Consider the following 16,388-nt stretch of genomic DNA (forward strand, 5'->3'; position numbering starts at 1 on the left):
CCGCCCGTGTCACCTCATAAGTACTTCTTGAAGCTGCCTGCGGTCAGGCTGACTGCCATCCCCAGCAACGCCGCGCTGGGCAGCAGGATGACCAGAGGATGCACCGATATGGGCAGAGCGAGATAGGTGACCCAAGGCAGCACGGCCAACGGCATCAGGCTGGCCTTCGCGCGGTGGTAGATGAAGCCGGATTCGCGGCCCGCGCCGAACCGGCGCACATCCCGTCGCACCAGGCCGTCAATCAGGCCGACGAATGCCGCCGTGAGGATCAGCGGCAGCGTGAGCACCAGGACCAGCAGGCGCACCAGGAAGGTGAGCGTCGTGAAGGCCGCAGCGATCAGGTAGCTTTCGGCCCAGACATAGACTTGGCTGATGTAGTAGCGGAAGTTGCGGCTCTGCCCGTGGCTGGGCGCGCGGACGCGCTCGGCGGTCTGGCTCATGCGCTCCAGCAACCCCGAGCGCACGAACACCCACTCGTACCCGGTATCCACCAACTCGTGCGCCGTGCGCCCGGGCTCCTGTACCACCACGCTGCGCGTGAAGTGGTTGGACAGGTGCCCGAGTTCGTACCGCAGCATCTGCTGGGAGTGGCGCCAGCCCTGGTCCTTCCAGAACATGTGCATGCCGGCGCACTCCACCACGATCGAAAACAGCAGCGAGCCAATGAGCACCCCGAGCAGCCGGAACGGTAAGGTGATGGTGCCGACGATCAAGCCTTGGCGATGGTTCTGCTCCCGCTGCGCGGTCGAGGCGGCATCCTTCATGGCACGGCCTCGTTGCCCGCGCCATCGTCGGCGCCGGTGGCCACCGCGCCGGGCTCGGCCGCAGCGGCATCGTCCAGCAGGTCGTCGGGCAAGGCCGCATCCTGCAAGGCCGACGAGCTGGTGAACTCCCACCACTGCGTGGCCTCGCTGTAGCTCTGGCGCATGTACCCGGCCAGTTGCTGCAGGTCCGCCGGCATCACTTCATCCGGGTCCGGCGCCGGCAGCGGCATACGCACCTTCCAGAGCTGGCCGCCCTGCAGCAGCGCGAAGCACTGGCCCTTGGGCAGGCCGACGACGTGTGACGGCTCGATCATCGGCACGCTGGCCATGCTGATGCGGTCCTGGGTGTTCGACGTGAAATCCGTCGCGCCGCGGATGTCTGAGCTGTCCGTCGCGCCCGAGACGATGGTGGTTGTATAGACCTCGACCTTCGGCAACTGCCTCGTCAGCAGTTCCGCGGTGGCCGTCTCGCGCACGCGCAACATGAATAAATTGTTGAAATTCCCGATCACTTGGCCGGCCTTCGCGCGATTTCCGATGCGGGCCTCGATGTCCGAGAGCGTCTGCGTGTACGCCGTGACTTGCAGGCCGGCACCGCCGCCCTTGTTGATGAGCGGGATGAATTCATCGCCCATCAGTTCATTGAATTCGTCCGCGTGCACGTTGATCGGCACGCGAGCGCCAGCCACTGCGCCGGGCAGGCCATCGTCGATTCCGTGCTTGTAGATGTGTCCGGCCACCGAAACCAGGTCAGAGAACATCGAATTGCCGACCGCTGCGGCGACCTCGGCGTCAGACAACGCATCCAGACCCACATAGACGATGGCCCGCTTTCGGATGACCTGCATCCAGTCGAAGATCGGGCGCGGGTCGGCCAGGTCGGAGTAGTTCGGCGCCAGGAGCTGGGCGATCTTGCCGCTCGTGAGCTTTTCCAGCAGCGGCAGCAGCGATGCAACGATCTTGTCGAAGTAGGTCTTGTCGTAGCGCACCGCCGAGCGCAGGCCATCGAGCACAGGGTCGTAGTTGCGCGCCTGGGAGAGGTATTGCTCCAGCGCCACCACACGCTTCTCGCGCCCGATCATGTTCCTTGGGATGCTCTTCTCGTTGAGCTTGGCCTCGATCTGGACGATCACCTCCCAGGCCTTGGGCTCCGTCTTGGCAAAGTAGTGCTGGGCGTACTCAATGAACAGCGCGTCGATGTTGATGACGTGGCGCTGGATCAGCATGTAGTCCGGGCGCTGCCCCAGTTCCACCAGGGCGCGGGCGATGATGTTCACGAAGCGCCATGCGAACTCGCGGAACGCCGCGCTGTTGCCTTCGCCGGAGAGCTGCCCCGCGATGCGTGTCGCCACTTCCGAGATCCGACCGAAGCGGCCCACGGCGTTGTAGCGGGCGCTGATTTCCGGCCAGCCCAAGTGGAAGATGTAGAACTCGCCTTCGCGGCCAGCGCGCTGGGCTTCGACGTACATCCGTTTCAAGAGATCGGCATCCCCCTTGGGGTCGATGACGATGACGACCTCATGCTCGCCGGCAGCATTCCTGCGGCGGATGTCCTGCGTGACGAACAACTCGGCCAGGCGCGTCTTGCCCACCCGCGTGGTGCCCAGCACCAGCGAGTGCCCGACGCGCTCGCCCAGCGGCAGGCTGACGTCCACTTCGTCGGGCTCGATGCCGTGCAGCCTTGGCAGGCCGCCGACAGGCGGCAACGGGCGCACGGGGTTGAAAGGCGCGTCCCAGCCGGTGAGCTTCGGCAGGCGCGAGAGCGGCAATGGCGCGAACTCCAGCCGTTCCTCCAGGCGCCTGGTCAGCCGGTAGGCCGGCGTCGGCTCGACGTAGCGGCGGAACTCGGGCCGGTACGTCTGCATCAGCCGATGCGTGTGCTTCTGCTCCCAGAGAAAGCCGCGCCCCACGAATAGGCGCTGCTGGCTGACCGGCACGTCCTTGCTGGTCATCACGTAACGCGGCAGACGGCGGATGTTGCGCCGGTAGCGCAGGATGATGCGGGCATCGCGGTAGCGGATCGCGCCGTAGGCGCCGAACGCCAAGGCGCTGCCGATGCCCATGGCCGGGCTCAGCGCGACCGACCATGGGGCCACCAGGCACAGAAACGCGGCGCCTGCACACGCCGCGACGGTGTATAGCTCCACCGCTGGGCGTAGCAGAACCTCGACCGGCTGTTTGCCCGACATGGCTTCATTGCTCGATGCCGGTGGCCGTGATCAGCGCCGGGTAGTGCCGCAGGCCCAGGCGATCGGCCAGGTCGTCGCCGGCCACGGGCGCGAGCGGCACGCCCGGCACCAGGGCGCGCAGCCGCGCCAGGCCCTGCGCGGTCTCGACGTTGACGACCAGGCCGACCGCGCCACGTTCGCGCAAAGCGGCGGCGCGGCGCTGCAACCAGGCCCGGGAAGCCTCGTCGTCGCCGATGACCACGAACGGCCGCAGGCCGGGCGCTTCAATCACACGCCGCGCCACGGTGCCAGGCGTGAGCTTGGCGCTGCGCACCGGCAGCATCGCGGCTTCGTCCGCCCGTGTGGCAGGAACCTGGGGCGTCGGGATGGACGGCCGCGCCGGTGCGTTGGCGCGCGGCTGGAGATTCAGGGCTTCGTAGTACGGCAATGCCGACGTGCCGCCACGGTCCTCGACAACGATCAGTGGCTCGCCGGCACGCGAGGCCAGCGGCAGGCCTGACAGCAGCATGAGTAGGCCCGTGAACGCGAGATGGGCGGGATGGGGTTTCGTCATGGGGAGGTCTCCTGGCGCGCCGCGAGGACCGCGGCGGCTGGTCGCGTGCCCTGCACGCGGGCAAGGTGGCGCGACACGCTGCGCCGATAGCGGGCGGCGGGCTCGCCGCCTGCGGGGCGGTGGTAGCGGCCGATCGCCAGCAGCCAGTCCTCGCCGGGGGTGTGCTGCTCCTTCAGGATCTCGGCGGCAACGGCCAGGTTGCGATACGGATCCAGCAGGTCGCACGCGCCGGTAAAGCGGTGCTTGTGGTAGCCGAGGTTGATCTGGCCCAGGCCCGCATCAATGCGCGTGTGCGGCGTGGCGCGCATCGCCTGCTGCAGGCCAGCGCAGGCGTCGGCGCGCGTGGCGAAGCGGCGCGACTGGCCGGCGACGTTGAGGGACCACGGCCACGGCACCAGGCGCCCGTTGCGCCGGATGCCGCTCTCCTGCAAGGCCACGGCGTAGAGCACGGTCGAGGGGATGCCTGCGCGCTGGGCGGCAAGCTGGTAAGCCGGTGGCGGAACCTCCTGGGCCAGGGCGGCAACGGCATACAGGCCCGCAGTGAGCACCAGTGCGCGCAGGGGCATGGCTACGGCTGGCGCTGCCATTGGCCGTTCACTTCGCGCACGGCGGCGGGCAGATCGCCGGGCAGGCCCAGTGACAGCCAGCGGCCGCCGTCGTGGTTGAGCGTGATGCTGCCGGCGCGCACGCGCGCCGGGTCGATCTGCGCGCGCTTGGCCCAGTCGCGGATGCGCGCGTCATCCTGGCGGCTGCCCACCATGTACAGGTCGAACTCCGCGCCCGAGGATTGCAGGCGCTGCACGAGCTGTCCGCAGGCTGCGCAGCCGTCCTTGACGAACACCGCCATGCGGCCGCTGCCGCGCAAGGGACTGCTGGATGTGCCGGCGCCCGGCTTGTCGTCGGGCAGGTTCACGCGCTGCATCCCCGGATTCAGGCGCTGCCAGGCCTCGTCGTAGGCGCGCTGGTAGGCGAGCAGCTTCTCGACGCGGCGCGCTTCCACCTGCACCTGCAGTTCCGCATAGCGGCGCCGTTCTTCGTCCGTGCGAGCTTCGATGCCCAGGGCGGACAGCGGGTCCAGGTTGGGCGAGTAGATACCCAGCGGCCCATCCATCAGCTCGCGGTAGCGTGCCCATTCTTGTGGCTGCAAGCCCCATTCGGTTGCCACCCGGTCGTCCAGCACGCGGGCGGCCAGCGGGCGCTCCTGGCTCTGTGCGTTGCGCGCCGAGGTCGTTGCGGGCTGCTGCGCCCAGGCGGGCCATTGCGACGACGCCACCAGGACCGCGAAAAGGAGGATCGACGGCTTCATGGGGTGCTCCGGTCAGGGAATCGCCACGCGGCGGGTCTGGTTGCCGGCCTGGAACACTGCGGTGTTGCCCTCGATCGCCTGCAGGCGCCACGGGCCGACCGCATCCCCGGGCAGCAGCACCTGAAGTTGGGCGGGCGTGAAGTCCCCGATGCTCGGCGCGACGGACACGCTGCGCTGGCCGGCGCGCAGTTCGGCGCCGACGACGCGAAATGGCAGCGGCGGCGGTTCGGACTTGGCGGTGGCCGGTTGGCTCGGGGTGCGCCGCTGGGTAGGCGCCGCTGCACGCGCAGTCGCTTGGCGCACCTTGATCTGCTCGACTTCGGTACGCAGCGCCTGAACGTCCTCGGCGGTGGCATAGCCACCCAGCGCCTGTTCGGCTTGAACGATGCGCGCCTCCATTGCCTGCCGAGCGTCTTGCAGGCCTGCGGCGGTGGCGGCTGCGGGCTGCTGCTGCAAGGCCCGCGTGGTCTCGGCCAGCCCGGTCACCTGGGCTTCGAGGCGCTGCAACCGGACATCGAGCTGCTGCTGGTCGGCCTGATCGGTCATCGTCTGGTGGCCCAGGATCGCGAAGACACTGAGACCCAGCAGCCAAAGCCAGAGCAGGCTTTGCAACACCACGGCGGCGGTCGGGCGCCGGAGCGGCTGTGCCGCGTTCATGGCTGGCCTCCCGCAAAGGGGAACGTCTGCACGGCCTCGGCAGCAGGCGGCTCGGACACCGGCTCGGCACCGGTGTCGCGACCAGGCCGCTCGAAGCAGACCTGCCGCGTCCGGTCATCGGCGTGCAGTTCCCAAGCCGGACCGGCCAGGGTGAGCAGTGCATCGCGCAAGGTCATGGGGCCGAGATGCAAGTGCGCCGCCGGCAGCGGCAGCGCGTACAGCTCGATCACCGCATGCGGGGTCTCGCAAAGCTGGTAGCCGCTGCGTTTGAGCACATGCCGCAGCCCGTCGCCGACCGTGGCGCGGACCTCCTCGGGCATGGACACGTCGATGGTCTGCACCAGCAGATCGCGCTGCGCCGCCATCGGCGCCAGCTCCACCAGGGTGTAGCGGCCATAGCGCACGACGGGAATGAACTCGGGCGGTGCAGCCTCGGGCGCGGGTGGGACGTCCTCGACGGTGCTGGCGGCCAGCGGCGGTGGCGTGGTCGCGCAGCCGCTGGCCAAGGCTGCGGCCAGGAGGCTGGTACCGACCAGACACCGGGATACATGGATTGCAGGCATGGCATCGGCTCTTCTGTTGCGATGCCGATACCTTGGCTGCGCGCGGCTGCGCGGTCAGTCAGGAATGCGAACTGGGGGGTGCCCGCTTTTGCAGTCCAACACATAGCGCAACCCGCAAATCCAACTGTGGTTTGCACATTAATTCTATAAATGTTGTATTATCGAATCATGAAAGAGGATCAAGCCATTTCCGCCTTAAACGCCCTGGCTCACACCCAGCGCCTGCGCGTGTTCCGCGCCTTGGTCGTTGCTGGCCCGGGCGGACTGACGCCGAGCACGCTAGCTGACCAGCTCGACGTGGCCCGCAACACCTTGTCCTTCCACTTGAAGGAACTGGCCCATGCTGGCCTCGTCAGCATCGAGCAGCAGGGCCGCAACCTGATTTATCGCGCCGAGTACGGCCGCATGGACGGTCTGATCGGTTACCTGACCGAGCATTGCTGCCAAGGTGGCGTATGCGAGGTTTCTCCATCCAAGACCTGCTGCTGACCATGACCGATACCACTTACAACGCCTTGTTCATCTGTACGGGCAATTCGGCCCGCTCCATCCTCGCCGAAGGCATCCTCAACGACATGGGCCAAGGGCGGTTTCACGCCTGGTCGGCAGGTAGCCATCCGAAAGGCGAAGTTCACCCGCTGGCACTCGCCACGCTGGAGCGGCTGCACCTTCCGACAACGGGCTACCGCAGCAAGAGCTGGGACGAGTTCGTGAAGCCCGATGCGCCGGTGTTCGATTTCATCTTCACCGTCTGCGACAACGCAGCCGGCGAGGCGTGTCCGCTGTGGCCGGGCAAGCCGGTGTCGGCGCATTGGGGCGTGCCTGACCCGGCAGCCGTGGAAGGCACCCTGGAACGACAAAGCAAGGCGTTCTTCGATACCGCCATGACGCTGCGCCGACGTATCGAGTTGTTCCTGTCGCTTCCGATCAAGAGTCTCGATGCCATGTCGTTGCAGCGTGAACTGCGCGACATCGGCCGCCAGTGAGGCCCGCCCGATGAGCGCAACCGATACTGCCGGCCCCGCGCCAGCAAACTCCGCCATGAGCGGCTTTGAGCGTTACCTGACGCTATGGGTGGCGGTGTGCATCATCGCGGGGATCGCTCTGGGCCAGTTCGCGCCCGCCGCATTCCAGGCCATCGGCCGCATGGAGATTGCCAAGGTCAACCTGCCGGTCGGCCTGCTGATCTGGGTAATGATCATCCCCATGCTGCTGAAGGTGGACTTCGCCGCGCTTGGCCAGGTGCGCCAGCATTGGCGGGGCATGGGGGTCACGCTGTTCATCAATTGGGCCGTCAAGCCGTTCTCAATGGCGTTGCTGGCGTGGATCTTCATCCGCCACGTCTTTGCCGACTGGCTGCCCGCCGATCAGCTCGACAGCTATATCGCCGGCCTGATCCTGCTGGCTGCTGCACCGTGTACCGCAATGGTTTTCGTTTGGAGTCGGCTGACTGGCGGTGATCCGGTATTTACGCTGTCGCAAGTGGCCTTGAACGACACCATCATGGTGTTCGCCTTCGCACCCATCGTCGGCCTGCTGCTGGGCCTGTCGTCGATCACGGTGCCGTGGGACACCTTGCTGGTGTCGGTGGGTTTGTACATCGTCATTCCGGTCATCCTGGCCCAGCTCTGGCGCCGGGCGCTGCTGCGCAAGGGGCAGGCCGTGTTCGACAGGGCACTGGAACGCATCGGCCCATTGTCCATCGCCGCGCTGTTGCTGACGCTGGTGCTGCTGTTCGCCTTCCAGGGCGAGGCCATCATCCGGCAGCCGCTGGTGATCGCCATGCTGGCGGTGCCGATCCTGATCCAGGTGTTCTTCAATTCCGGTCTGGCGTACTGGCTCAACCGCCAGGTGGGCGAAAAGCACTGCGTCGCTGGGCCATCCGCGTTGATTGGTGCCAGCAACTTCTTCGAGCTGGCCGTGGCCGCCGCCATCAGCCTGTTCGGCTTCCATTCCGGCGCAGCACTCGCAACAGTGGTCGGCGTGCTCATCGAGGTGCCGGTCATGCTGCTGGTGGTGCGCGTGGTCAATCGCTCACGCGGCTGGTACGAACGCCGCGCGACCACTTCGTAACCTCCAAGAGGCATCCATGAGCACCATCACGATCTACCACAACCCAGCCTGCGGCACCTCGCGCAACGTGCTGGGCCTGATCCGCAACAGCGGCGAGGAACCGACCATCATCGAGTACCTGAAAACGCCGCCCGACCGCGACACGCTCCAGGCGCTGATCGCGGCGATGGGCGTGCCGGTGCGAGACGTGCTGCGCGAGAAAGGCACGCCCTATGCCGACCTCGACCTGGGCAACCCGAAGTGGAGCGACGACGACCTGATCGGCTTCATGCTCCAGCATCCCATCCTCATCAACCGGCCTATCGTGGTCACGCCGCTAGGCACGCGCCTGTGCCGGCCTTCGGAAGCCGTGCTCGACCTGCTGCCGCAGCCGCAGCGCGGCGCGTTCAACAAGGAAGACGGCGAGCCGGTGGTCGATCAGGACGGCCGCCGTGTCTGAATCTCGTCTCGACCTGCCGAACATCGACACGGCGCTGTTCCAGCAACCGGACACCGAACATCTGTTCGCGCCGGCACGGGCCACGCACGCGCCGCGCTTCCTGCTGCTCTATGGTTCGCTGCGCGAACGCTCGTTCAGCCGCCTCGCAGCCGAAGAAGCCGCACGCATCTTGCGGGCGCTGGGCGGCGAGACCCGATTGTTCAATCCGTCCGGGCTGCCTCTGGTGGACGATGCGCCGGCCGATCACCCGAAGGTCAAGGAACTGCACGAACTGGTGCAATGGGCCGAGGGCATGGTGTGGAGTTCGCCGGAGCGCCACGGCGCGATGACCGGCCTGATGAAGACCCAAATCGACTGGATTCCGCTGTCGGTCGGCGCGGTGCGCCCGACCCAGGGCAAGACGCTGGCGGTGATGCAGGTATCGGGCGGCTCGCAGTCGTTCAACGCCGTCAACCAGATGCGCGTGCTGGGCCGCTGGATGCGGATGCTGACCATCCCGAACCAGTCCTCGGTCGCCAAGGCGTACCAGGAGTTCGACGAGGCCGGACGCATGAAGCCCTCGGCCTACTACGACCGCGTGGTGGACGTGATGGAAGAACTGATGAAGTTCACGCTGCTCACGCGCGACGTGGCGCCGTATCTGGTGGATCGTTACAGCGAGCGCAAGGAAAGCGCTGAATCACTGTCCAGGCGTGTACGGCAAGGTGCAATTTGACGCTGCGAGGCGCTGAAAAAAGAGCCGACGACCTCTCGGTCGTCGGCATTGCGTGAAGTTCAGGCGGCGACCAGTTGCCGGGCCAGTGCGACCTCGACGGAATCACCATCCTGGTTCAGGACATCCAGCCCCGATTCGGGCACGTCGCCCGAGGTGGACTGCGAGACCATGATCTTCTTGGCCATCAGTTCCAGGCAGGTCATCTGCGAAGAACCGGCGTAGCCGAGGTAGATCACGCGCACCGGCAACTTCTGCCCGATGCGCCAGGAGCGGCGTGCCGCCTGCTGGAGCGAGTACACGTTGTAGCCCGACTGCATGAACACGATCGTCGGAAACTCCAGCAAGTCCAATCCCGTCTTGACCAGCTCGGGATTGGTGATGAGCACGTCGATGCCACGATCCAGTTGCTCAGCGATCCAGTCTTCGCGGCGGCTGGCATCCACGCTTGCGCGCAGCACCGCCACCTTGAAGCCTTCTTGCTCCAGCAGCACCTTCAGGCGCGACGTGGTGTCCCGCGTGCCGGTATAGACCGTGTAGGCCAGAACCTTGCGGCCCTGCGCCTTCTCCGCTTTGCAGATGTCGATCAGCTCACGCTCCTTGGGGCTGATCTCGAACTCGTTGAACTGAGCCGGGACAAACGCCAAGGTGTTGCGCGTGCGCGGATGCACCACGGTCTCCGACCGGAAGCAGCAATCCGGCCAGGCCAGCAGCACGTTGAGGACCACACCCAGCAAGGTCGTATCGCGTCGCGCCAGAGCCTGTTTCAGCTCCGCGGTCAGCCGACCCGCCAGATCGCGGTAGGCCGCGGCTTGCGCCGTGTCCATCGCGACTTCACGGAACTCCTCGTCATACGGCGGCAGGACGTTGCCACCGATGTCCTTGAGCTTGAGAAAGATCGTGAACGGCAGGATGCAGCGCAGCACGCCCTTGGGGCCAAACCCCGGGGCCTTGACCGTGCGCACCGATACCTTGGTGCCCTTGGCCGTCTTGTGCGCCGTGCCGGTGCTCTCGGAGTAGATGTCCTTCAACACCCCGTGATCGCGCATGAACGCCATCGCAGCCGAGGTCATGCTGCCGCTCGTGGTCGGGCGGTAGCCGTCTTCGATCATCCGCCCCGGAAGGGCTCGGAACAGCAGGTGGAACAGGTCGTCCCCGTAGCCGCCCATCAACGTGCCGGTCAGCAGCAAGGTCTTGCGAGCCTTCGCCGCCAGCACGCCCATGGCCTGGCCCTGGGCACTGCCCCCGTTCTTGTACTCATGTGCCTCATCGGCGATGAGCAGGTCGAACGTGCCTTGCGGCAGGTAGCGTTTGATGAACTCGGACGGCTGATAGCCGCCCTCGCCAAAGCCGAACTCCATGTTGGCCATCGCACGTTCCATGCGCGTGGCCTGACGGTCGGAAAACACCAGCTCGCCGTTGCCATCCATGAGGTTGATGAACTCATGGATGTTGTCGCCGAGCATCGACGCCAGGAACCCGTCACCGAACTTCTGCATCAGCTTCTGCGCGGTGACCTCTCCGATGGTCGGTATGCGCTTTAAGGCTTTGAGCACGGCCGAGGACTGGTCGCTGCCGGACAGACTGCGCGGGCGGATCAGTGTCCACAGGGGCGCGGCGCAGTGGCCGCACTTCCTGCGGCACTCCTCGGCTTGGAGCGCGATCGGGTTGACCGGCTCGCCGTCGAGGTCGGTGATGACCGTGCCGCAGTCCGGGCAGGCCGCCACGTCGCCGTGGCGGGTGCGCCGCGTGGTGAAGACAGGCTTCCAGTGAAAGCCCATCCGCATCCTGACGCGCCCCAGGACGAAGAACTCCTGGCCCGTGGGCTGCACGCCCAACTGCTCGCGCAGCTTGATGAGCTTGACGAGCGTATCCGGCCCGTTGAGTACCCACACCTTGGCACCGGCCACCGTCTCCTGGATCTCGCGCCGCCACTTGTAAACCAGGTGGGGCGGCGACAGCACCAGAGTGCGGCGATAGCCTTCGGCGTTGAGCACGGCGGCCGTGGCAATGCCGACGGTCGTCTTGCCGCAGCCCATCTCGCCATTGACGATCGCAGCACGTTCGCCACGGTCGATCAGCAGCTCGGCGGCGGCGTGGACGACTTCGGCCTGGGCTGGGAACAGCTTGCGCTTGAGGCTGGCGACCACCAGTTGCCGGTGCGCCTGCGGTTGGCCGGTATAGACCGGCGGATTAGCGCTGTTGAGGGCGTCGAGTAGTTCGTCGCCGAACTCGCCGACAAAATCCTGAAGGCTCAGGGTCAGAGGGGAAGATTCCGCGTCGAGCAGTTCGCCCTGTACGGGCGCGGATTCAGCGGCAGTGGTTTCGAGATCGAGGGACATGGTGATGCTCCAAAGAAAAATGGGGCATGCACCACCCCCAGCGGGGCAATGGCATGCCCCGTGGTGGGAAGAGAATCGACGCGTGGCTGAGGGTGGTTGAAGGTGCTGGCCTGGGCGGCCCGCAGGTGAACCGTGCTCAGTCTTCGGACGGAAGCACGATGACGGTTGCGCAGCGCTGCGAATCGGTGACGATGCGAATGGCGAGCCCCGGATGGATCACGTAGTGCGATTCCAGCGACGCGCCCGATTGAAGCGCGCTGCTGTTCGTCTGCCATTGCTGGATGTTGACGTCGCCCCAGTCGCCACGGGTGTGGCGCCTGAAGTACGGGATCGGGTCCAGGCGACCCGCGCGGACCAGGCGGTCAACACCTCTGCTGAAGATGAGCGCCCCGATGGGGAACGCCAGCCGCTGGCAGTAGGTTTCGATGCGATGCGATGCCATGGGCTCCTCCTTGATGAGTCATTGAGCCACGACACCCCTGCCGGAGTGAAGTGGCTCCGTCAGGTGGATGAGGATGTGGGGCCTCAGATCAGGTCCCGCTCTTCGGGAAGCTGGACCACCGTGGTCTGGTGGTCCTCGCTGGTCTTGACGATCAGCGCCAGGTCCGGCGTGATCCTGAACTGCGAGATCATTAGGTTGTCCTGTTGGATCGCCACGTCGTTGGCTTGGCGTGTGGCCTCATCGATCTCGCCCCAGTCCCCGCGCACATGGCGCTGGACATAGGCCAAGGGGTCGATCAGGCCTCGCCGGGCCAGCCAATGCACCTTCTCGCTCAACTTCAACGTACTCGGTGCGAACAACGGTTGCTTGTGCGGCGCAGGCCGCTTGAACGGATTGGGGATCATGGTGTTTCTCCTTCGAGTTGGTACAGCAGGACGGCAGCGCGTCCGGTGGATCAGCGAATGGTCAACACCTCGCCCCGTGTCGCGGAGCCAGGTGTCATGTCCCACGCGCGGATGACGGGAACGAACTTGTCGGTGAGGATGCGGGTCTCGGCGATGGAGCCGTCTTCGCGTTCGGTGAACTCCCGCTGGAGCGTCTTGTCCTTGTGGGTGTCACCTTTGACGACGAGCACGCGCCCGGTCTTGGAGCGCACAACCCCCGAGATCGCACCCGCGGCCAGAGCCAGGGCGAGATGCCAGCGGGACAAGGCCCGCGCCGGTGGACGCAGCGATTGCTGCGCAGCCCCCAGGTGCGTGTCCTGCGATGGCCACAAGCCTTGCAGCCTGCCAACCTCATCGGCGAACTGCTCGGGCTCCATCGTCACGCGGAAGAAATGCTCTGGCTCGGCCGGGCTGGCGGGGACGATGTACGGCAGGAACGGCCACTCGCTCGGCAGTTCCTCGGCTTCGACTTCGCCTTGCCCTACCTGCAACAGCAGATTGCGCACGGCCTTGACGCCATCGGGCACCTGCTCGCGCTGGCGCACCCGGCGTCCGAAGATCACCACCTGCTTGAACTGCGTCTCCACCGCTCGGTAGATGCGCAGGTCCGTGTAGTGGCGCGTCAGCCAGCCGACCAACTCCGCGTCGAGCACGTAGCCGGGGACGATGAAAACCAGCACGCCGCCGTATTGCAGCAGCGAGAGCGTGCGCTGGTAGAACAGCTTTTCAAGGCGGGCACGGCCCTGGCCCTGATAGCCGATGTTGCCGTTGACGTCCTTGGACAGGTCCCCATACGGCGGGTTGAGCCAGAGCAGCCCGAAGGACTGCTTGGAGACCATCGTGTCCATCAGGTCCGCGTGCAGGCAGTGATCGACCAGGCCGCGGGCATGGCGCGCCCGCTCCGCGTCGAACTCGACGGCGAACGCCTTTGCCTGCTCGCGCCCGAGGGCATGGGCGGCTTCGGCGATCGCCACGCCTTCGCCGGCGCAGGGATCGAGGATGCACATCGGCCCGTCGCTGGGCATCAGTGCGTTGAGCGCTCTTTCGAGCGTGGGTTCGTCGGTCGGGAAATATCCGTTCTTGACGAAATTGCGGGCGAGCCGCGGGAACATGAGGGCCATGGAAGTCTCCTGGTTGGCGGGGATGAAACACGGAAGTACGCCAAGGCGTGCCTCCGAGGGTGGGTCAAGCCGCTACCGCTTCCGGCGTCCAAATCTTGGCCGGATACGGATAGGCGGTGAGCGCGTCGCTGCGGATCAGGGAGCCGAGCGCCAGGGTCAGCGCCGGCACGTCGATGGCGAGCCGATGGCCTTCCAGCGGCCCGAGGGCGAACGGAAGGCGGGCCAGCATCTCGCGGGTTTCCAGCAGTTCCAGCACGGTCTCGCGCCAGTGATCGAGCAGCGGCAACGGGCAGGTGTCCCGCACCAGCATCCACAGGCGGTCAAGCCTGTGGGCGCTGTCGTGTGGCAGCAGTGCCAATGCGCTGGCGTTGGCCTTGTCGGGCTTGACGCAGCGCCGGTCGAACAGCCACACGTTGGACAGCGAGCCGAACAGCGTCCGCCGGTACGCGCGCGTGATGCGCTTTTCCAGGCGATCGACGTTGCCGATGAATACCGGGACGCTGCCGCCCTGGTCGGTGATGACGTGGAACTGGTCCAGTCCCTGCTCGTCGCGCCCGAGGGTCAGGCGAGCGAGGAACTGCTGGACGGCGGTGTCCCGCGCCCAGATGGACAGGAAGATCAGGTTGCCCTGGTCATCGCCGACGCAGGCGTCGGCCATCACGTCCGGGCATTCGTCGATGCGGTACAGCGTGGAAGAAGTGTTTGCGGGCATGGTGGTGTCCTCGGATGAACGGGAACAGCACCGCCCGCTGGGGCAAGTACTGCCCCAGGGGGTGGAAGAAAACCGCTCAGTCCGGCTCGAACTGCCGGGTGTGCGGGTTGAAGTGAAGCGGCTCGTCCGCCGAAGTGATCGGCGTGAAGCCTTCCAGGTAGATGTTGTTGAGGTACTGGTCGCGGTAGGTCAGTGCCTGCCGTGCCTGGTCCTCGGTGAGGCCGTTGTCGATGAAGTACGCCAGCATTTCCTCGTCGGAGGACACTTCGTCGTTGGACAAACTCCCTTCAACGAGTGCCAGCAACGAGGGCGGAAGCGTTGCCAGGATCGGGTCCATGTCGGTTCCTCCTGGCTCAGGCCATCGACGCCGCGGCGGATGCCGCGGATGCCGTGGGTGTGCGCCGCCGGGCGTGGTAGGCGCGAACGCCTGCACGCCAGTCGGCGGACTGCTCCGGTGCGAGGTCCAGATAGGACAGCGGGCACGTGTAGTAGTACGGGTGCATGGACTCGTCCAAGGACTTGTAGCCCCACTGGCCGCCGCTTCGTTCAAGCAGATCGCAGCGGATGTAGCGCAGGGACTGGCCCGGTGCGAGATCACGATGCACGCCTTCGACCTTGGCGGTCACTTCGGCGACGGACCACAGCACGTTGCCGCGCAGGGTGTGAGCGATGACCTTGACGCTGGCGCGCTCGGTCTCTTGCGGTGCGATCAGTTCCGCGATCAGTTCGGACCGCGATTGGTTTGAGAAATACCAGCCCATGAGAGGCCTCCTCGAAAAGTTGAGCTGAAGGCCTCCCCGTGGGGAAGAACCCCCAGCGGGTGATGGAATGCCGCATCTGCGGCGAAGGAACCTATGCGTCGCCCTCAATCCCAGTCGTCATCGTCTCGATCACAACCGGCCGGGCAGTAGCCGAACTCGATCCCGTGCGAGCAATAGCCATGCTCCGCATTCCAGTCCTGGGTTTCCTGCCGTTCGGCAGGTGTTGCGTAGTCCCATTCCTGGGCCGCGATTTCGAGAGCCTGAGCACGTTGCTCATCCGGCAAACGATTGGCCTGTGCGTCGATCGCCGAACTGAAGAGCGTCACGTAGTGGTCGTAGGACAAGCCGCAACCGCGCTGGGCGTGTGCGGCGGCCGCTTTGCAAAGGTCCCGCCACGCGGGTTCATCCAGCGTTGAACGCGGGGTATCGCAAGCGATGGTGGACATGATGGAGACCTCCAGAAAATGGCCAGGGCCTCCCCCGCATGGGAAAGGAACCCCGGCGGGTGGATGAAGAACACCGCGCATGCGGCGTCTGCGATCACGCAGGTTTTGGTTCGGCCTGGCGGCTCCACTCCTGCGTCTTGAAGTCCAGCGCGTAGCCCAGCTCGCCCAGGCGGGCGATCTGCGCGCGCAGGGTGCGGCGGTCGATGGTCGAATCCAGTTTCACGGACTCGCCCAGCGGCCACAGCAGGCCGAAGAGCGCGGCGTCACCGTCTTCGGTGCTGCCGGGGGCAGCGGCCGTAGCAGGCGGTGGCGCATCCACGCCGAAGGGCGTGGTATCGACCAGCGGGTCCGCGGACGCCTGCACGGGTGCGGGCTTGGCGGGCCTGGACGCTTTGGTGGGCTTGGCCGGCGTTGCCGCAGGCTGCGCCCCTTGCTCTTCATCGAGCGGATCGACGTCCTGGGTGGCGAAGCTGCGGGCTTCGTCGCGGCTGAGTTTGTCGATGCCGTTGAGCGTCATGCCGTCGAGGCTGGCACGGATCTCGAACCGCATGCCGCCGCCGACCGGATAGGACTTCGGGAAGATGTACCTGATGATGAATTCCCCGTCGTACTTGCCTTCGGGGTACTGCTCCAGCTCCGGGTCTTTGACCTCGAAAGTACCGAGGTGCGTCGCGAGGCGGCCAACCGTGAACGGGCCGTTCTTGCCGCGGATGGTACGCAGCGTGAGCTGGCCGGGGACGACGATGGGCGCAACAGATTTCTCGGAAGCCGATGGGGTTGCCATGATGGTTCTCCTGATGATGAATGACGGGCCGCCGACGGCACCCGGTGGATGAGAGGAAATGGCCTCGCCCGAGGTGGGCGA

Annotated in this window: 21 protein-coding genes; 5 read left to right on the forward strand and 16 right to left on the reverse strand. The window is 66.0% G+C overall.

The annotated features are described in order from the left end of the window. Positions 1-14 precede the first annotated feature (14 nt). The 7 genes from V8689_RS09545 to V8689_RS09575 are packed head-to-tail and all read right to left on the reverse strand — an operon-like array spanning position 15 to position 6,032. Positions 15-764, reverse strand: a complete 750-nt coding sequence (locus tag V8689_RS09545) for a TIGR03747 family integrating conjugative element membrane protein (RefSeq protein WP_042178580.1) — start codon at positions 762-764, stop codon at positions 15-17. Further along, entirely contained in the window at positions 761-2,953 is a 2,193-nt protein-coding gene (gene traD / locus V8689_RS09550) for a type IV conjugative transfer system coupling protein TraD (protein WP_042178583.1), read from the reverse strand. Before traD ends, V8689_RS09545 begins: the two co-directional genes overlap by 4 nt. Positions 2,954-2,957: 4 nt before the next feature. Beyond that, entirely contained in the window at positions 2,958-3,506 is a 549-nt protein-coding gene (locus V8689_RS09555; protein WP_003109779.1) for an integrating conjugative element protein, read from the reverse strand. Beyond that, positions 3,503-4,093 (reverse strand): transglycosylase SLT domain-containing protein, encoded by a 591-nt coding sequence (locus tag V8689_RS09560; protein ID WP_003109780.1) that lies wholly within the window; start codon positions 4,091-4,093, stop codon positions 3,503-3,505. Before V8689_RS09560 ends, V8689_RS09555 begins: the two co-directional genes overlap by 4 nt. Then, positions 4,075-4,812 (reverse strand): TIGR03759 family integrating conjugative element protein, encoded by a 738-nt coding sequence (locus V8689_RS09565; RefSeq protein ID WP_042178587.1) that lies wholly within the window; start codon positions 4,810-4,812, stop codon positions 4,075-4,077. The genes V8689_RS09560 and V8689_RS09565 overlap by 19 nt, the downstream gene beginning before the upstream one ends. A gap of 12 nt (positions 4,813-4,824) precedes the next feature. Then, positions 4,825-5,469 (reverse strand): hypothetical protein, encoded by a 645-nt coding sequence (locus V8689_RS09570; protein WP_042178590.1) that lies wholly within the window; start codon positions 5,467-5,469, stop codon positions 4,825-4,827. Continuing rightward, positions 5,466-6,032 carry a PilL N-terminal domain-containing protein gene (locus tag V8689_RS09575; RefSeq protein WP_013391799.1) on the reverse strand — a complete coding sequence of 189 codons (567 nt, stop codon included), beginning with the start codon at positions 6,030-6,032 and terminating at the stop codon, positions 5,466-5,468. The genes V8689_RS09570 and V8689_RS09575 overlap by 4 nt, the downstream gene beginning before the upstream one ends. 168 nt (positions 6,033-6,200) lie before the next feature. Here V8689_RS09575 and V8689_RS09580 point away from each other — a divergent pair, with 168 nt between their 5' ends. The 5 genes from V8689_RS09580 to arsH are packed head-to-tail and all read left to right on the forward strand — an operon-like array spanning position 6,201 to position 9,259. After that, positions 6,201-6,521 carry an ArsR/SmtB family transcription factor gene (locus tag V8689_RS09580; protein WP_016445103.1) on the forward strand — a complete coding sequence of 107 codons (321 nt, stop codon included), beginning with the start codon at positions 6,201-6,203 and terminating at the stop codon, positions 6,519-6,521. Then, on the forward strand, positions 6,488-7,018 hold the full coding sequence (locus tag V8689_RS09585; protein ID WP_016445104.1) for an arsenate reductase ArsC: 531 nt from the start codon (positions 6,488-6,490) through the stop codon (positions 7,016-7,018). Before V8689_RS09580 ends, V8689_RS09585 begins: the two co-directional genes overlap by 34 nt. A gap of 55 nt (positions 7,019-7,073) precedes the next feature. Further along, on the forward strand, positions 7,074-8,105 hold the full coding sequence (gene arsB, locus V8689_RS09590; RefSeq protein ID WP_425483440.1) for an ACR3 family arsenite efflux transporter: 1,032 nt from the start codon (positions 7,074-7,076) through the stop codon (positions 8,103-8,105). A 16-nt stretch (positions 8,106-8,121) separates the two neighbouring features. After that, entirely contained in the window at positions 8,122-8,544 is a 423-nt protein-coding gene (arsC, locus tag V8689_RS09595) for an arsenate reductase (glutaredoxin) (RefSeq protein ID WP_013391795.1), read from the forward strand. Beyond that, positions 8,537-9,259 (forward strand): arsenical resistance protein ArsH, encoded by a 723-nt coding sequence (gene arsH, locus V8689_RS09600; protein WP_013391794.1) that lies wholly within the window; start codon positions 8,537-8,539, stop codon positions 9,257-9,259. The genes arsC and arsH overlap by 8 nt, the downstream gene beginning before the upstream one ends. Before the next feature lie 59 nt (positions 9,260-9,318). Here arsH and V8689_RS09605 read toward each other — a convergent pair whose 3' ends face one another. The 9 genes from V8689_RS09605 to V8689_RS09645 all read right to left on the reverse strand — a co-directional run bounded on the left by V8689_RS09605 (position 9,319) and on the right by V8689_RS09645 (position 16,307). Continuing rightward, on the reverse strand, positions 9,319-11,598 hold the full coding sequence (locus V8689_RS09605; RefSeq protein WP_013391793.1) for a helicase-related protein: 2,280 nt from the start codon (positions 11,596-11,598) through the stop codon (positions 9,319-9,321). Positions 11,599-11,734: 136 nt separating this feature from the next. Then, the gene (locus tag V8689_RS09610; protein WP_003116817.1) at positions 11,735-12,040 is read right to left on the reverse strand and encodes a hypothetical protein; all 306 of its coding nucleotides are present in this window, start codon (positions 12,038-12,040) and stop codon (positions 11,735-11,737) included. Between the two features lie 83 nt (positions 12,041-12,123). Then, on the reverse strand, positions 12,124-12,444 hold the full coding sequence (locus V8689_RS09615; protein ID WP_003116818.1) for a hypothetical protein: 321 nt from the start codon (positions 12,442-12,444) through the stop codon (positions 12,124-12,126). Between the two features lie 50 nt (positions 12,445-12,494). Continuing rightward, positions 12,495-13,604, reverse strand: a complete 1,110-nt coding sequence (locus V8689_RS09620) for a DUF6094 domain-containing protein (RefSeq protein WP_003116819.1) — start codon at positions 13,602-13,604, stop codon at positions 12,495-12,497. A gap of 64 nt (positions 13,605-13,668) precedes the next feature. Next, positions 13,669-14,316 (reverse strand): hypothetical protein, encoded by a 648-nt coding sequence (locus V8689_RS09625; RefSeq protein WP_042178598.1) that lies wholly within the window; start codon positions 14,314-14,316, stop codon positions 13,669-13,671. Positions 14,317-14,392: 76 nt separating this feature from the next. Further along, positions 14,393-14,653 (reverse strand): hypothetical protein, encoded by a 261-nt coding sequence (locus tag V8689_RS09630; RefSeq protein ID WP_003090124.1) that lies wholly within the window; start codon positions 14,651-14,653, stop codon positions 14,393-14,395. A gap of 16 nt (positions 14,654-14,669) precedes the next feature. Then, positions 14,670-15,077, reverse strand: a complete 408-nt coding sequence (locus tag V8689_RS09635; RefSeq protein ID WP_003116821.1) for a hypothetical protein — start codon at positions 15,075-15,077, stop codon at positions 14,670-14,672. A gap of 104 nt (positions 15,078-15,181) precedes the next feature. After that, complete coding sequence (locus V8689_RS09640; protein ID WP_003116822.1) at positions 15,182-15,523, reverse strand: hypothetical protein; 342 nt, start codon at positions 15,521-15,523, stop codon at positions 15,182-15,184. A 94-nt stretch (positions 15,524-15,617) separates the two neighbouring features. Continuing rightward, complete coding sequence (locus tag V8689_RS09645; RefSeq protein WP_003116823.1) at positions 15,618-16,307, reverse strand: DUF3275 family protein; 690 nt, start codon at positions 16,305-16,307, stop codon at positions 15,618-15,620. Positions 16,308-16,388 lie beyond the last annotated feature (81 nt).

Origin of the sequence: Pseudomonas sp. AK181 (assembly GCF_051122975.1) — a bacterium.
GTDB classification, from domain to species: domain Bacteria; phylum Pseudomonadota; class Gammaproteobacteria; order Pseudomonadales; family Pseudomonadaceae; genus Aquipseudomonas; species Aquipseudomonas lactis.

What these genes read in the sequence shown, in the direction of transcription:
- V8689_RS09545 (WP_042178580.1), bottom strand. Translation starts at nt 764, where the DNA reads ATGAAGGATGCCGCCTCGACCGCGCAGCGGGAGCAGAACCATCGCCAA.
- V8689_RS09575 (WP_013391799.1), bottom strand. Translation starts at nt 6,032, where the DNA reads ATGCCTGCAATCCATGTATCCCGGTGTCTGGTCGGTACCAGCCTCCTG.
- V8689_RS09555 (WP_003109779.1), bottom strand. Translation starts at nt 3,506, where the DNA reads ATGACGAAACCCCATCCCGCCCATCTCGCGTTCACGGGCCTACTCATG.
- V8689_RS09615 (WP_003116818.1), bottom strand. Translation starts at nt 12,444, where the DNA reads ATGATCCCCAATCCGTTCAAGCGGCCTGCGCCGCACAAGCAACCGTTG.
- V8689_RS09610 (WP_003116817.1), bottom strand. Translation starts at nt 12,040, where the DNA reads ATGGCATCGCATCGCATCGAAACCTACTGCCAGCGGCTGGCGTTCCCC.
- V8689_RS09630 (WP_003090124.1), bottom strand. Translation starts at nt 14,653, where the DNA reads ATGGACCCGATCCTGGCAACGCTTCCGCCCTCGTTGCTGGCACTCGTT.
- V8689_RS09565 (WP_042178587.1), bottom strand. Translation starts at nt 4,812, where the DNA reads ATGAAGCCGTCGATCCTCCTTTTCGCGGTCCTGGTGGCGTCGTCGCAA.
- V8689_RS09625 (WP_042178598.1), bottom strand. Translation starts at nt 14,316, where the DNA reads ATGCCCGCAAACACTTCTTCCACGCTGTACCGCATCGACGAATGCCCG.
- V8689_RS09585 (WP_016445104.1), top strand. Translation starts at nt 6,488, where the DNA reads ATGCGAGGTTTCTCCATCCAAGACCTGCTGCTGACCATGACCGATACC.
- V8689_RS09640 (WP_003116822.1), bottom strand. Translation starts at nt 15,523, where the DNA reads ATGTCCACCATCGCTTGCGATACCCCGCGTTCAACGCTGGATGAACCC.
- V8689_RS09605 (WP_013391793.1), bottom strand. Translation starts at nt 11,598, where the DNA reads ATGTCCCTCGATCTCGAAACCACTGCCGCTGAATCCGCGCCCGTACAG.
- traD (WP_042178583.1), bottom strand. Translation starts at nt 2,953, where the DNA reads ATGTCGGGCAAACAGCCGGTCGAGGTTCTGCTACGCCCAGCGGTGGAG.
- V8689_RS09620 (WP_003116819.1), bottom strand. Translation starts at nt 13,604, where the DNA reads ATGGCCCTCATGTTCCCGCGGCTCGCCCGCAATTTCGTCAAGAACGGA.
- V8689_RS09635 (WP_003116821.1), bottom strand. Translation starts at nt 15,077, where the DNA reads ATGGGCTGGTATTTCTCAAACCAATCGCGGTCCGAACTGATCGCGGAA.
- V8689_RS09570 (WP_042178590.1), bottom strand. Translation starts at nt 5,469, where the DNA reads ATGAACGCGGCACAGCCGCTCCGGCGCCCGACCGCCGCCGTGGTGTTG.
- V8689_RS09645 (WP_003116823.1), bottom strand. Translation starts at nt 16,307, where the DNA reads ATGGCAACCCCATCGGCTTCCGAGAAATCTGTTGCGCCCATCGTCGTC.
- V8689_RS09560 (WP_003109780.1), bottom strand. Translation starts at nt 4,093, where the DNA reads ATGGCAGCGCCAGCCGTAGCCATGCCCCTGCGCGCACTGGTGCTCACT.
- arsC (WP_013391795.1), top strand. Translation starts at nt 8,122, where the DNA reads ATGAGCACCATCACGATCTACCACAACCCAGCCTGCGGCACCTCGCGC.
- V8689_RS09580 (WP_016445103.1), top strand. Translation starts at nt 6,201, where the DNA reads ATGAAAGAGGATCAAGCCATTTCCGCCTTAAACGCCCTGGCTCACACC.
- arsB (WP_425483440.1), top strand. Translation starts at nt 7,074, where the DNA reads ATGAGCGGCTTTGAGCGTTACCTGACGCTATGGGTGGCGGTGTGCATC.